Here is a 13,886-nt window from a genome sequence, read left to right as displayed (position 1 = left end):
GCGGTTGGTGGGCAAGGTCGTCATCAATGGCGACCTTGCGTGCATATGACTTTTACGGATAAACCTTGAATTTGAAGTACTTCTTCGCCAGTTGATCGTAAGTGCCGTTGCTATGCAGTTCGGCCAGCGCGTTGTTGATCAACTTCAGATTGGCCGCATCGTCTTTACGCAATCCAATGCCCACGCCATTGCCCAGCACCTCTTTATCCACCAGCGTGGCACTGATGACATAGTCTTTGCCGGCTGGCGTGTTAAGAAAACCTTGTTCTGCCGAAACCGCATTGGCCAGACTGGCGTCGAGCCGTCCCGCCACCAAATCAGGATAGATCTCCATCTGATTAGGGTAAGAAACCACACTCACGCCCTTGGTTGCCCACTGCGCTTTGGCGTAGGTTTCCTGAATGGTGCCCTGCGCGACGCCGATTCTTTTGCCGCGCAGCGCGTTAATGTCTCCCGTTAGCGGCGCTTTGGCGGGTGTAAGCAATGCGCTCGGCGTGACGTAAAGCATGTCGCTGAAGGCGACCTGCTCGCGGCGTTTCTCCGTCATCGACATCGCCGAAAGAATCGCATCAAACTTTCTCGCCTGCAGCGCCGGAATGCTGCCATCAAAACCAATCTGCACCCATTGGCACGTCACTTTGGCCTGGGCGCAAATCGCGTTGCCGAGATCGATATCAAAGCCCTGCAGCGTACCGTCGCTGGCTTTGGATTCAAACGGCGGGAACGTTGGATCAACGCCGAAGCGCAAGGTTTGCTGGGCAAATGAAGCGTGGCTGAAAGCACTCAGCGAAAGAAGTAAGGCGAAAGAGAGATTCTTCTTCATTATTAACTCCGGCAGGCAGAAATATTCACAAAGGTATGCAGAGTTAATAACATGGTGGACAGGTTGTCACTACAGAAATTACGGATTTTGAGTAGAGCAAATACTTATAATAGTTAATAAGTTAGCTTTTATTTATGCCCCATTAAGTTTTACTTAATGCTCGTCGGTCAAGATATGAAAACCGCTAATACCGAAAGCACACATTGTAGCGGCGCAATTCATTGCGCGATAAATCGCGCCGCTACGGAAGATGCGATGATTTGATACGGCGCAGAACTAATCGGCATTACGTAAGGTGCATGTCATTCTTTTGTCATAACTCGCTCACACTGATGTCAGAGCCGATTGCTTACCCTGATGGCCTACCTTGCCATCTGGAGCATTACGATGAAATTGAACAAACTCACTCTTGCAGCAGGCATGCTGCTGGCTATCGGCGGCGGCGCGGCGCAGGTTCAGGCGCAGCCGGTTAAGAATATTGTGCTGGTGCACGGCGCGTTCGTCGGCGGCGCGGGCTGGCGTCCGGTGTATGACCGTTTGACGCATGACGGCTACAATGTGACGCTGGTTCAGGAGCCGCTCACCGGCTTCCCGGAAGATGTGACGGCGACACGCCGCATTATCGATCAGCAAAATGGGCCGGTGATTCTGGTTGGTCACAGCTACGGCGGCGCGATCATCAGTGAAGCCGGTAACGACACTAAAGTCGCTGGGCTGGTTTACATCGCGGCGCATGCGCTGGATAACGGCGAAACCGAAGCCAGCAACGGCAAGAAATTCCCCAACAGCGCGCATCCGTTTGCTAAATCCAGCGACGGTTATCTGACCATCGCGCCGGAAAATTATCACAGCGATTTCGCCGCTGATTTGCCTGCGGCGCAAGCCGATTTTGAGGCGCACGCGCAGATGCCTACAAACTCCACGGTGTTCAGCGCCAACATTCCTGACCCGGCGTGGAAGACCAAGCCTAGCTGGTACATGGTGGCGAAAGCTGACAAAATCATCAGTCCCGATCTGGAGCGCATGTACGCCAAACGCGCGCGCAGCCACACGGTGGAGATTGCCGGCGCCAGCCATTCGGTGTATCAATCGCATCCTGACGACGTCGCGAAGTTGATCGAGCAAGCCGCGTTACACGCCCAGCCCTGAAACCCCTCCCGCGGAGAAGCGCATGAAAATTTTGGTGATTGAAGATGAAGCCAAAGCGCGCGATTACATGCGCAAAGGATTGACCGAAGCGGGATTTATCGTTGATGTGGCGGAAAACGGACAGGATGGCTTGTTCTACGCGCAGGAGCATCATTACGATTTGATTCTGCTCGACGTAATGATGCCCGGCATGGACGGCTGGCACGTGATGGCGGCGCTGGATAAGCAGATCCACACGCCGGTGATTTTCCTCACCGCTAAAGGCACGCTGGAGGATCGCATCAAAGGGCTGGAATTGGGCGCTGATGATTATCTGGTCAAGCCCTTTTCGTTCGCCGAACTGCTGGCGCGCGTGCGCACCCAACTGCGGCGCGGCGCTCAGCAGAAGTTGCCGGATGTTCTCCAGCTGGCCGATCTGCAACTGGATATCCTGAAACGTCGCGTTGAGCGCGGCGGTCAGCGCATTGATCTCACCAACAAAGAGTTCAACCTGCTGCATCTCTTCCTGCTGCATCCCGGCGAAGTGCTGACGCGCACCGTGATCGCCTCACGCGTGTGGGACATGAATTTCGACAGCGACACCAATGTGGTAGATGTGGCGGTGAAACGCCTGCGGCAGAAAATTGATGGCCCGTTTGCCCAGCCGCTAATTCACACCGTGCACGGCGTAGGTTACCGCTGTGAAGCTGAATTATGAAAACCCGGTCTCTCGCCACGCGCCTGTCGCTGCTGCTGAGCGCCACGGTGATTTTCATTTTCTCCCTCAGCGGCATCGCGCTTTATCACTCGCTGGCGACGCAGATTGGCGTGCGCGACGACGCGGCGCTGCTGACGCGCATCGATCAGATTCGCACGCTACTGCGCGATGAAGATGCGCTTAAGCTGATCCAGCAAAAACCCCGTTTGTTCGCCAATATGCTCGGCAATACCGAATCGTTATTGGTGCTGCGTTTTCCCGGCCAGCCGCCGCTGATTGTGGTCAATCCCGGCCAGCGTCCAGTCCCCGCGATTACGCCGGTTGCCGCCGATCAGCCGCTGGCGCTGTCGTCGGTGCATCATCTCGCCGCCGCCGACGGTACGCCGTTTATTTCGGCAGCCGCGCTGGCGCCCACGCGCGATGGCAATGGCCAGATTGAGATCATCACCGGCCGCCTGATGAGCGACCGCACGCTAACGCTTAACAGTTATCGCAATCAAATTATTCTCGCCACCGCGCTGGCGGCGTTGCTGGTGGCGGCGATCAGCATCTGGCTAGTGCGGCGCGCTTTAACCCCGCTGCGTCGTTTGGCGGCGCAGGCGGATGCGATTGACGCACGTCATTTGTCGCAGCGCATGCCACAACAGGCAGTAGCGGAATTGCAGCCGCTGGTGGCGGCGTTTAATCAGATGTTGAGTCGCCTTGAGCTGGGTTATCAGCAGTTGAGCCAGGTTTCTGCCGATATGGCGCACGATCTGCGCACGCCGATTAGCACGCTGATCGGCCAAACCGAAGTGGCGCTGAGTCAAACGCGCAGCGTTGGCGATTATCAGGCGCTGCTCGGCTCCAATTACGAGGAGCTGGAACGGCTGGCGAAGATGATCGACAACATGCTGTTTCTTGCCAAAGCGGAAGATGCCAGCCAGGCAATGGATTGGCAGAACATCGATCTGGCGCTGCTCGGCGAGAAGTTGCAGGACTACTTTGACGGCATGGCGGAAGAGCAGTCGATGCGGCTGGAGATGGCGCTACACGGTGAACTGCGCGCCGATCCGCAACTGCTGCAACGCGCGCTGGCCAATTTGATCGCCAACGCGCTGCGCTATGGCGACCAAAACTCAACCATTCGCGTGTTTAATCAGGACCATTCGTTGACAGTGGAAAACCACGGCCCGGCATTAAGTGAGGAACAGCAGGCGCGCATTTTTGATCGTTTCTGGCGCGCCGATAGCTCACGACATCAGGGCAGCAGCGGTTTGGGCTTATCGATTGTGCGCAGCATTATGCGTTTGCATCAGGGAAGTTGTGAGATGCATAGCGAGCAGGGTGTGAACCGCTTTACGTTGCGGTTTCCGTATTGATCTTGCGCGATAAATCGCGCCGCTACAGAAACGTGCGTCCATCCGTAGCGGCGCAATTTATTGCGCGAAATATTTAAATAAAGGTAAAAATCTCGTCACGTGGCAAACGTGATTTCGGCAGCGCGGCGTTGAAATCCGCATCGCTGCGATAACCCAGCGACACCAGCACCACGCTGGTAAAGCCCTTCTCACGCAGACCCAGCGCCTGATCCAGCGCGCGCTGATCGAAACCTTCCATCGGTGTGGCATCAATGCCCAACATCGCTGCGCCCAGCAACAATCCGCCCAACGCCAGATAAACCTGCTTTTCCATCCACTGCGGCACATCGCGTGATTCATAGCGATGCATATCGACATAGCTGCGACGCACCATGTCATTGTTCGCTTTGCTTTCCGGCTTGGCGTAACGGCCATCAGCATCTTCCTGATCGAGCACGTTCTGCAAATGCGCTTCATCCAGATCGGTGCGCATGCACAGCGCGATAACATGCGAGGCATTGCGCACTTTCGGGCTGTTATAGGCAAAGGCGCCATCGGTGGATGCGGCGATTTGCTCGCGACCCGCTTCGGTTGACGCCACCACAAAATGCCACGGCTGCGAGTTCACCGAAGACGGGCTGTTGCGCAGCACGTTCAGCAGGGTTTCGATTTCATCCTGCGGCAGGCTTTTACCTTGTTCAAAGGCTTTTACGGTGTGACGACGAGCGACTGCATCATTGAGTGTCATGGCCTATTCCTTTTTCTTTGTAGCGCGATAAATCGCGCCGCTACAGAAGCGTGCGGATATCCGTAGCGGCGCAATTTATTGCGCGTGGTTTGCATCATTTATTGCGTTAATTTGGTTAAAACCCGCTCAATACGATCTTACCGCGTGCGCGACCGCTCTCAATCAGCGCATGCGCCTTGCGCAAATTGGCGGCATTGATCATGCCGTGATGTTCGCCGGCGGTGGTTTGCAGCGTTTGGTCATCAATCAACTGGCTCACGCGCTGCAGAATCTCATGTTGGCGCTGCATATCGGCGGTATGGAACAGCGAACGGGTGAACATCAATTCCCAGTGCAGTGAAATCGCTTTGCGCTTGAGCGGCACCGCATCCAGCGTCTCAGGATCATCGATCAACGCCAGCTTGCCCTGCGGCGCGAGCGCATCAATCAGCTGATCGTAATAGCTGTCGGTATGCGTCAGCGAGGCGACATAGCGCACCTCTTTATGTCCAATCGCCGCCAGCTGTTCGCCCAGCGGTTGAGAATGATCAATCACATGGTGCGCACCGAGTGAACGCACCCAATCCGCCGTTTCCGGGCGGGAAGCGGTGCCGATCACCGTCAATTTGGTTAGCTTGCTGGCGAGTTGCGTCAATATGGAACCGACGCCGCCACCTGCGCCAATAATCAGTAGCGCGGCGTTGTCATCGGCTTGTACCTCAAGACGATCAAACAGCAGTTCCCACGCGGTCAGCGAGGTCAGCGGCAGCGCGGCGGCCTCGGCGTCGTTCAGCGAACGCGGTTTGTGCCCGGCAATACGTTCATCCACCAGCCCATATTCGGCATAGCTGCCGGCGCGCGTGATATCACCAGCATAAAACACCTCGTCGCCCGGCTGGAACAGCGTGACGTCTGCGCCCACTGCTTCCACCACGCCTACCGCATCCCAACCCAGAATGCGCGGCTGATCGGTTGGCGCACCGGCGCGCACTTTGGTGTCCACCGGATTCACCGCAATGGCGTGAATTTTTACCAGCAGATCGCGCGCGCCCGGCGTTGGCTTATCAACCTCAAGCTCATACAGCGCATTTTCATCGGAAATCGGTAAACCGTTTTGGCTATAAACAATGGCTTTCATCAGGCAGATCCTTATTCATCAGCAGGTTTGGTGAAGTAAATTCAGCATAGCGGTCCGCAGCGCAATGAAAAATGCCAGTTGCAGGTGAACACTTTCACTCTTAGAGTGAAAATCCCTGCTGACTACCATGATGAATAAGAAGATGATCCGACTGGAAGATGTCACTCTGTTTGTGCGTTCAGCCGCACTCGGCAGCTTTTCACGCGCGGCGCGCGAGGTGAATTTACTACCCGGACAGGTCAGCGCGGCAATTCAGCGGCTGGAGCGGGAACTGGATCGCCGCTTGTTCGCCCGTTCCACCCGCAGCCTGCGCTTAACCGCCGAAGGGGAAAAGTATCTGCCCTTTGCGCAGGAGATGCTGGCGCTGATGCATGCCGGTGCCGAAAGCTTGCAGAGCGATGAAGATGCGCTGAGCGGCGAGCTAAAAATCGCGCTGCCCTCGGATATTGGCCGCAATATTTTGCTGCCGTTGATCACTGACTTTTGCCGCGCGCATCCGGCGCTGGCGGTGCGGCTCTCCTTTTCCGACCAGATCAGCGATGTGTTCCGCGATCCGGTGGATATCGCCATTCGCTACGGCAAGCTGGAAGACAGCAGCTACGTGGCGTTGCCGCTGGCGGAGGACAATCGCCGCGTGATGGTGGCGTCGTCGGATTACCTTGATCGTCACGGTCGCCCGCAACAGCTGGAGGAGATCGCCCAGCACCATCATGGCCTGCTGTTTATGATGGGCGGCCACGTTTACGACAAATGGACCTTTCCGCAGGATGGCATGCGCCGCCAGATCACGGTGAAAAGCCGCATGCTGTGTGATGATGCCGAAGTCGCGCGGCGCTGGGCCATCGCCGGCATGGGTATCGCCTATAAATCGTGGATTGATGTGTGTGACGATGTGCTGGCCGGCAGGCTGGAACGCGTACTGCCGGAGATGCCGGGTGAAAGCACGCCGCTGCACCTTATCTGCCCTCATCGCAAACAGTTTTCCCCCGCGATCCGCGCGCTGCATGAGGTGCTACGCACGCCGCTGCGTGCGTTAACCGCGAAGCTCACCCAGCATGAGTAGCGTCGCGATTTATCGTGCAGCTTAGTCATTGAACTTTGCGCGCTGCGTTGTAATTACTATCACACAGGGGCCCGCATTTAGGTCGTTATGCTCGTCAGTTAAGACGTGAAAATCCTTAGTTACCGAGAGCTCACATTGTAGCGGCGCAATGCATTGCGCGATAAATCGCGCCGCTACGGAAGAAGCGGTGATTTGATACGGCGCTTAACTGAGCGGCATTACGCCATGAATGGCGACCTCATCACATCAACTTACCCTGGAAAATCGGCACGGATTCGAACAGATAGCCATCAAAGTCTGGCGCATCGGCATCGGATAACTCCAGCAATGTGTTCTTGACGTTTTCCAGGTGCTGCCACATCGCCTGCCAGGAACCCATCACATCCCGGCGTCGCAGCGCGGCCAGAATGGTTTGATGATCGCCCAGCCACTTCAGGCGATAGGCGCGGGTTTCATACTGCGGTCGCAGCTGCTGCCAGAGCGGGCTGGCTTCGTGATGACGCCAGACGCTGGTAACGGTATCGAGCAGCATCTGATTTTGCGTCGCGCCTGCCAGTAGCAGATGAAATAACTTGTCGTTATCCTGGCTGCTGTCGTTGAGCGCGATGGCGCGCTGCTCTTGCTCCAGCGTGCGGCGCAGGTTTTCAATATCGGCTTTGGTGGCCATTTTGGCGGCGAAGGCCGCGATGTTGCTCTCCAGCAGCTGACGCGCCTGCAACATCTCGAACGGGCCGACATCGCTGCGGAAAAAGGCCTCTTCCGCATCCTCGCTTTCCGAAGGAATGCGCATCACGTAAACGCCAGAACTTTGACGAATATCCACCGTGCCTTCCAGCTCCAGCATTAGCAACGCTTCACGCACAATGGTGCGGCTCACGCCCCAGGTTTCGGCCAACTGACGCTCTGGCGGCAGTCGTGAGCCAACCGGATAATGACCATCAAGGATTTGCTGACGCAGATGCTGACCAATTTCCTGATACTGCTTTTTCTCTTGTGGCGCTTCGGCTTTTTCCACGCTCTCACCCTTTTGCATCATGGTGCATTCGGCCCGGCCGCGTCCTGTGCGAGCCGGAGCCTGACTGCTATCTGGGCGCTAGTGTACCAAAGCCAGTGCCTGATCGAGTACCTTTGCACCATTCAACGTGCCGTAAGCCACGGTATCGATCACCGCAATCGGCAGCTGATAGCTGTCGGTCAGCTTTTTATTCTCCTCCAGCTTAAAGCGCACCTGCGGTCCCAGCAGCACCACCACCACGTCCTGACCGTAGTTTTGTAACTCTTCACGCAGGTTTTGTTCCGGAATGGCATAGATCTGGTACTCAAGACCGCGTGCTACCGCCTCTTTCTCAATGCGGGTGACTAACATCGAAGTCGACATGCCTGCCGCGCAGGCCAGAATAATACGTTTCATCGGTTGTCCTTATTTGGCTTCATCGTCAATGTTGAGGGTCAATTGCTGGGTATCGCGCAATTGACGGAACCAGTGCGCGGATTTTTTCATCCGTCGCTGCCGCTGATTGTCGAGGTCGATCTCGATCAGTCCGTAGCGGTTTTTGAAGGCGTTCATTGGCGATACGTTGTCGGTGAACGCCCACAACATGTAGCCCAGACAGTTGCTGCCCGCTTCACGCGCACGTACCGCCTGGTAAAGATGTTCGGCAATAAAGTTGATGCGGTAGTCGTCCTGAATTTCGCCCTGCGCATCCTTAAACTGCGCTTCGTTCTCGATGCCCATGCCGCTCTCGGCCACAAACCACGGCAGATTGCCGTACTCCTCTTTCATACGCTGCGCCATGTCGAAGACAATGCGCGGCTGAATTTCCCAACCGCGCGAGCTGTTCATGCGGCGGCCTGGCAACTCAAATTGTTCGTAGTAAAAAGCGGGATGGAATGGCGTCTCTGGGTGCCAGGCGCGTGAAGGCGCTTTAACACGATGCGGATAGTAAAGATTCAGCCCCACTTCATCGACGGTGTTGGCGGCGATGATGGCCAGCTCTTCCTCGGTCGCATCCCACTGCACCTCATGTTTATCCAGCAGCTGCAGTAATTCCGCTGGATAGACGCCTTTGATTGCCGGATCGAGAAACATCCGGTTGTAGAACAGATCGTAGATTTTTGCGGCTTTAACATCGTGCGCCGCCGAAGAGCGCGGATAGGTCACTTCCGGATTGAGAATGGTGCCCACCGTGCCGGCGTAACCCTGCTGGCGGAACAGCTTGACCACCTTCGCCGTGGCGAGATTTTTATGATGATTCCACTGCATCCACTTATGGGTGTTCTGTTCATACGGCCAGCGCAGCGCATCAAGATAGACGCGCGTCTGCACCACAATCGGCTCATTGAAAACAAACCAGCGCGTCACTTTTCCGGCGTAGCGGGCAAACACCTTCTCGGCATAGCGGGTAAAAAGCTCAACCACATGTTTTGATTGCCAGCCGCCATACTCCTCCAGCAACTGCAGCGGCAGTTCGTAATGTTCGAGACACAACATCAGTTCAATGCCCTGACGCAGCATCTCGTCAATCAACTGGTCGTAATATGCCGCGTACTCCTCATCAACCACCGCGTTTTCATAGTCGGTGAGAAAACGCGACCAGTTGATTGAGGTGCGATAATGCGTCAGTCCCGCCGCTTTCATCAGCGCCACGTCTTCGCGGAAGCGGTTGATAAAATCCGTCGCCACCGCCGGCCCAAAGCCGTTATGCCAGACGTGCCGATCCTGCTGATACCAGGCATCCAGATACGAATCCTGGCCGGCTTTTTTGCCGCTCCAGCCTTCGGTTTGCCAGGCCGATGCCGCCGCGCCGAGAATAAAACCCTGCGGCAGCGCAATGGTGTGCTTACTCATAGATCCTCCTTAATTTTGTGCCAGTTCGGCCTGCAGATTTTTTGCTTCCGCCGCTTCGGCGCGACGCGCGGCCACTTTGACAAAAGGCAGATAAATCAACACCGAAACTACGATGCAGATGATTTGCGTCACCACCGCACCCATCGAACCGGCGGTAGAAAGCCACGCATTGATGATCGGCGGCGTAGTCCAGGGAACCATCACCACCGCTTTACCGGCAAAGCCCATCACCGTGGCGAAATAGCCAATCGAACCGGTTACCAGCGGGGTGATGATGAAGGGAATAGCAAGAATGGGGTTGAGCATGATCGGCATACCAAAAATCACCGGCTCATTGATGTTGAATAAGCCAGGTCCAAACGACAGTTTGGCGATTTCACGCATCTCTTTGCGTTTGGTGGCAATCATCACGGCGGTTAAAAGCCCGATAGTCAGGCCGGAACCGCCGATGCTCATGTACACGTCCCAGAATGGCATGGTGATGATGTTTGGCGCTTCCTTACCCTGCTCGAAGGCGTTCATGTTGACCAGAATCGCCCCCAGCAGCAGCGGCTCACGAATCGGTTTCACCATCTGGTTGCCATGAATACCAATCACCCAGAACAGCTGGGCAACAAACATCAGCAGCAGAATGCCCCACAAGCTCTGCACCACCGATTCTAGCGGCTGCTGCACCACTTTGTACACCGCGTCGTACAGGTACATGCCGGTGATCTGATGGAAGATAAAGCCAAAGGTAGCGACCAGCGTGACGGTGATGATCGACGGAATCAGCGCGGAAAATGACGCGGCAACGTTCGGCGGCACGGTATCCGGCATTTTGATTTTCAGCCGTTCAACCTGCTCCAGCCGGCAGTAAATCTCCACCGATAGAATGGCGATAAACATGCCGAGGAACAGACTTTTGGTATCGGAGAACTGTTTCGCCAGCACATCGGTTACCACCTGCATCTGGCCATCCACCAGCATTTGCAGCGTGGTGGGCGTCACCGAGATGAAGCAGATGATCGCCAGCAGGCCGGGAAACAGCGTTTTAATGCCGTTGATGCGGCCCAGTTCGATACCAATCAGAAACACCGCGCCGATATTCAGAAAGCTCAGCGTGGCGTAGTTAATGCTGCTGGTGATCGGTTTCAGATCGGCGAGAAACGACAGTGCAGAGAAACTGGCGAGGCCATTTTTCGGATCCAGCACCATGTTGGAAATCAGCACCGAAAACGCGCCGACGATGATCACCGGCATCAGCGTAATAAACGAGGCTTTGATCGCCATGATGTAGCGGTAGCTGTTGAATCGGGTGGCAAAGCTACCCAGTGAATCGATAAGACGTTCCTGTAGAGACATTGGTCAACCCTCAGCGGTTTTAGGTGTTATGCAATAGCTTGATGGTTCGTGGCATACCAAAATGGCGATATTTGTCGTTAATTTCTGTGATCATGCTCGCGGAACTCTTTTTTGGTATTCCGGTAGCATCGTTATTACCAATTTGGCATACCAATAAGTGAGGCGGATATGGATTTTGAACAAACGATGATGGAGTTGCTGATTAATGCCGGTGAGGCGCGATCGCAAGCCATGATGGCGATCCAGCAAGCGCGTAAAGCTGACTGGCAAGGGGCGGACGAGGCTTTAGCGGCATCCGACGAGGCCGCGAAAGCCGCGCATAAAATCCAGACCGCGTTGATTGGCGCCGATGAAGGCAGCGGTAAAGTACCGGTCACGCTGATTTTGGTGCATGCGCAGGATCATCTGATGACGGCGATGCTGTGCCGTGATTTGGCAGGCGAATTGGTTCTGTTAAGGAAGGAGTTGCATGGGGAGTAAGGGTGCAGCAAGGTAAATTTAACCGACATCAAATGCTATACGGCTATTAACCGTACGCGTTGACTTATCAAAGCGATAAGGTTTACATTATCCGCATACGGTTATTAGCCGTACCAAGCTAACTGAAATGAAAGACTTCACTCACATTGCAACGCTGCATAAGTTTAAGGACTGACGTCAACAGGAGGCGTTTTTACTCAACGAGGCTCTCGCTATGCCAAAAGTATCCGCACTTTCCACCGATACGCGCGCCGTTAAAGATGCGCGCGTAGAGTTAAAAACCAGTTCGAATCTCAAAGAAGTCTTAAAGGAAGCAGCAACCGCTGCAGGGTTAGATTTGAGTGCCTTTATCTTAAATGCGGCGCTTGAGCGTGCAGAAACCGTTTTGGATAATCAGCGACGTCGCCAGCTTTCGGAAGAGAGTTGGCAGCAAGTGAATCAGCTCATGTCTGAACCTGCAGCTCCGACGCTGGCGTTACAAGCGTTGATGCGAAGGAAAAGAGCAGATGGAAAATTCACGGAATAACAGCGCTGACGTTATGGTGTGCGCTTATCAGGCTGATATCACTTATCCCGGTAATAAGCACTTCGATTGCGGCAACGCAATTATCAACTCCTTCGTGCGCAACTCGCTTAAAAAAAGCGTAAAAGAGGGAAACTGTGCAGCGAAGGCGCTGATTGACGCTAATACCGGCGAACTGCTGGGAATCTGTACCTTCAGCGCCTACTCCCTGTTGAGACAAAAGCTCACAGGCGTGGTGTCCGGTTCAATGCCAGCCGAAGTCGGCGTGGTGCGCCTGGTTATGCTGGGAGTCGCCGTCAAAGAACAAAACAAGGGTTATGGACAGGATTTGTTAGGCGAATTCTTCGAACACGTCAAAATAATCCATGACGCATTACCTGTAAAAGGCGTTTATCTTGACGCTGAACCCAAAGCCGTGAATTTTTACACCCGCCTGGGATTTGTGGCATTGCATGAGCCGCCCAATGTATTTGGCGCAATCCCGATGTTTCTGGCGATTCAGCACATACTCGCGGCGTAATCCATCATGATTAACCGAGGAACCTATGGCGCTGTCACATGAACTGATTCTTATCTACACCACCTATTTCGTCGCGACCGCCAGTCCCGGCCCGAGCAATATGGCGATTATGGGCACGGCGATGAAACAGGGACGCGGCGCGGCGCTGGCATTAGCGAGCGGCGTGATTGGCGGTTCAATGATGTGGGCGCTGCTGGCGGCTTGCGGGGTTCTCACCGTGCTGGCCACCTTTGCGCAACTGCTGGTTGTGCTAAAGATTGGCGGCGGATTGTATCTGCTGTGGCTGGCGTTTAAGGCGGGGAAATCGGCGCTGCGTCGGCCAGATGCCAGTGAATTCGCACCGGTCAGCGAAAAAGCGCGCTTCGGCAGAATGTTTCGTCAGGGCATTTTGATGCACGTCGGCAATCCTAAAGCGATTTTGACGTGGGTGGCGATCATGTCGGTGGCGTTAAAACCGGGTGCGGCGGCATCAACCTTGCCGATGATTGTTGCAGGCTGCGCGGCAATTTGTGTGCTGGTGTTTGGCGGTTATGCGCTGCTGTTTTCCACCGCGGTGATGACGGCTTTCTATCGCCGCATCCGTCGTGGGCTGGATGCGCTGCTGGCTTGCTGCTTCACAGTTGCGGGATTGAAGCTGGTGTTTAGCCGGAGTTGATGTGGGCAGGTCGCCATCAATGGCGACCTGAAAAAAACATACTGGTGCGCATTTATGCGCACCCATACATCAGGAATTATTCGGCGGCGTGGCGTCGGTTTCGCTGAACGCGGGCTTCTGGCGCGTTACAGAATAGACCACGTTTTTCGGGCTGTTCGGATCGGTGGTGACATCCACGGATGCGATCGTCACTTTGCCAAAACCAAACAGCGTCTGCACGTAACCACCAATCTGGTGTTTACCTGGCGCAACACGAATTTCTCGTTTTTCACCCTTCTTCAGCAGCCCCGCATCCTGACCATCTACCGTCACATAGACAGAAGAACCGTCATCGGTACGCGTCACCAGGTGCGAAACGTTAATCACCGTTGGGCCTGTCTCGAATGGAGAAGGCGAATCATTATTGTCGATTGGCGCGCCGGTTGCAGGCTGAGCGGCGGATGCGTCCGCAGTCGCAGTGCTGTCATGAGATGTACCAGTAACGGCGGCAAGGCGGGCGCAGCCGGTGAGCATGATTGTTGCCATCAAAGTGGCTAAAGTGAAGCGCGATAACATCGTGACGAAAAACCCCTGCTAAAT

General features: G+C 55.1%; 16 protein-coding genes. 8 read left to right on the top strand and 8 right to left on the bottom strand.

Going from position 1 to position 13,886, the window contains the following annotated elements; all coding sequences use genetic code 11:
* Positions 1 to 52: 52 nt before the first annotated feature.
* Complete coding sequence (locus DEU53_RS08950; protein ID WP_110866746.1) at positions 53 to 823, bottom strand: transporter substrate-binding domain-containing protein; 771 nt, start codon at positions 821 to 823, stop codon at positions 53 to 55.
* 387 nt (positions 824 to 1,210) lie between these two features.
* Here DEU53_RS08950 and DEU53_RS08945 point away from each other — a divergent pair, with 387 nt between their 5' ends.
* Genes DEU53_RS08945 through DEU53_RS08935 form a run of 3 tightly spaced genes read left to right on the top strand, consistent with a single transcriptional unit; the run spans position 1,211 to position 4,030 of the window.
* Positions 1,211 to 1,972 carry an alpha/beta hydrolase gene (locus tag DEU53_RS08945; RefSeq protein WP_110866745.1) on the top strand — a complete coding sequence of 254 codons (762 nt, stop codon included), beginning with the start codon at positions 1,211 to 1,213 and terminating at the stop codon, positions 1,970 to 1,972.
* Between the two features lie 22 nt (positions 1,973 to 1,994).
* Complete coding sequence (locus tag DEU53_RS08940; RefSeq protein ID WP_110866744.1) at positions 1,995 to 2,669, top strand: heavy metal response regulator transcription factor; 675 nt, start codon at positions 1,995 to 1,997, stop codon at positions 2,667 to 2,669.
* Positions 2,666 to 4,030, top strand: coding sequence for a heavy metal sensor histidine kinase (locus DEU53_RS08935; protein ID WP_110866743.1), 1,365 nt, complete (start codon positions 2,666 to 2,668; stop codon positions 4,028 to 4,030). The genes DEU53_RS08940 and DEU53_RS08935 overlap by 4 nt, the downstream gene beginning before the upstream one ends.
* A 73-nt stretch (positions 4,031 to 4,103) precedes the next feature.
* On the opposite strand, the gene nfsB is transcribed toward DEU53_RS08935, so the two are convergent.
* Together nfsB and DEU53_RS08925 are read right to left on the bottom strand one after the other, a co-directional pair.
* On the bottom strand, positions 4,104 to 4,757 hold the full coding sequence (gene nfsB / locus DEU53_RS08930; protein WP_110866742.1) for an oxygen-insensitive NAD(P)H nitroreductase: 654 nt from the start codon (positions 4,755 to 4,757) through the stop codon (positions 4,104 to 4,106).
* Between the two features lie 115 nt (positions 4,758 to 4,872).
* Entirely contained in the window at positions 4,873 to 5,874 is a 1,002-nt protein-coding gene (locus tag DEU53_RS08925) for a zinc-binding alcohol dehydrogenase family protein (protein ID WP_110866741.1), read from the bottom strand.
* 142 nt (positions 5,875 to 6,016) lie between these two features.
* Between DEU53_RS08925 and DEU53_RS08920 the strand changes: the two genes are divergently transcribed.
* Complete coding sequence (locus DEU53_RS08920) at positions 6,017 to 6,937, top strand: LysR family transcriptional regulator (RefSeq protein ID WP_110866740.1); 921 nt, start codon at positions 6,017 to 6,019, stop codon at positions 6,935 to 6,937.
* 241 nt (positions 6,938 to 7,178) lie between these two features.
* Here the strand turns inward: DEU53_RS08920 and DEU53_RS08915 are convergent, their stop codons facing one another.
* The 4 genes from DEU53_RS08915 to DEU53_RS08900 all read right to left on the bottom strand — a co-directional run bounded on the left by DEU53_RS08915 (position 7,179) and on the right by DEU53_RS08900 (position 11,129).
* Positions 7,179 to 7,952, bottom strand: a complete 774-nt coding sequence (locus DEU53_RS08915; protein ID WP_036650080.1) for an FCD domain-containing protein — start codon at positions 7,950 to 7,952, stop codon at positions 7,179 to 7,181.
* Between the two features lie 78 nt (positions 7,953 to 8,030).
* Positions 8,031 to 8,348, bottom strand: coding sequence for a PTS sugar transporter subunit IIB (locus tag DEU53_RS08910; RefSeq protein WP_008110135.1), 318 nt, complete (start codon positions 8,346 to 8,348; stop codon positions 8,031 to 8,033).
* A gap of 9 nt (positions 8,349 to 8,357) precedes the next feature.
* Entirely contained in the window at positions 8,358 to 9,785 is a 1,428-nt protein-coding gene (locus DEU53_RS08905; RefSeq protein ID WP_110866739.1) for a glycoside hydrolase family 1 protein, read from the bottom strand.
* A 9-nt stretch (positions 9,786 to 9,794) separates the two neighbouring features.
* Positions 9,795 to 11,129 carry a PTS sugar transporter subunit IIC gene (locus DEU53_RS08900; RefSeq protein ID WP_110866738.1) on the bottom strand — a complete coding sequence of 445 codons (1,335 nt, stop codon included), beginning with the start codon at positions 11,127 to 11,129 and terminating at the stop codon, positions 9,795 to 9,797.
* A gap of 168 nt (positions 11,130 to 11,297) precedes the next feature.
* On the opposite strand from DEU53_RS08900, the gene DEU53_RS08895 reads away from it, so the two are divergent.
* From DEU53_RS08895 to DEU53_RS08880, 4 genes are all read left to right on the top strand, one after another.
* On the top strand, positions 11,298 to 11,609 hold the full coding sequence (locus tag DEU53_RS08895) for a PTS lactose/cellobiose transporter subunit IIA (RefSeq protein ID WP_110866737.1): 312 nt from the start codon (positions 11,298 to 11,300) through the stop codon (positions 11,607 to 11,609).
* A gap of 214 nt (positions 11,610 to 11,823) precedes the next feature.
* Positions 11,824 to 12,135, top strand: a complete 312-nt coding sequence (locus DEU53_RS08890; RefSeq protein WP_110866736.1) for a DUF1778 domain-containing protein — start codon at positions 11,824 to 11,826, stop codon at positions 12,133 to 12,135.
* Positions 12,116 to 12,652 carry a GNAT family N-acetyltransferase gene (locus tag DEU53_RS08885; protein ID WP_110866735.1) on the top strand — a complete coding sequence of 179 codons (537 nt, stop codon included), beginning with the start codon at positions 12,116 to 12,118 and terminating at the stop codon, positions 12,650 to 12,652. The genes DEU53_RS08890 and DEU53_RS08885 overlap by 20 nt, the downstream gene beginning before the upstream one ends.
* A gap of 25 nt (positions 12,653 to 12,677) precedes the next feature.
* Positions 12,678 to 13,307, top strand: coding sequence for a LysE family translocator (locus DEU53_RS08880; RefSeq protein WP_110866734.1), 630 nt, complete (start codon positions 12,678 to 12,680; stop codon positions 13,305 to 13,307).
* 69 nt (positions 13,308 to 13,376) lie between these two features.
* Here DEU53_RS08880 and DEU53_RS08875 read toward each other — a convergent pair whose 3' ends face one another.
* Positions 13,377 to 13,862 carry a hypothetical protein gene (locus tag DEU53_RS08875; RefSeq protein ID WP_101761737.1) on the bottom strand — a complete coding sequence of 162 codons (486 nt, stop codon included), beginning with the start codon at positions 13,860 to 13,862 and terminating at the stop codon, positions 13,377 to 13,379.
* Positions 13,863 to 13,886: the final 24 nt, after the last annotated feature.

It is taken from the genome of Pantoea sp. AG1095, from assembly GCF_003208415.1.
GTDB classification, from domain to species: Bacteria; Pseudomonadota; Gammaproteobacteria; order Enterobacterales; family Enterobacteriaceae; genus Pantoea; species Pantoea leporis.
Note: the sequence above shows the minus strand (reverse complement) of the source record. Positions and strands in the feature narration are given on the sequence as shown.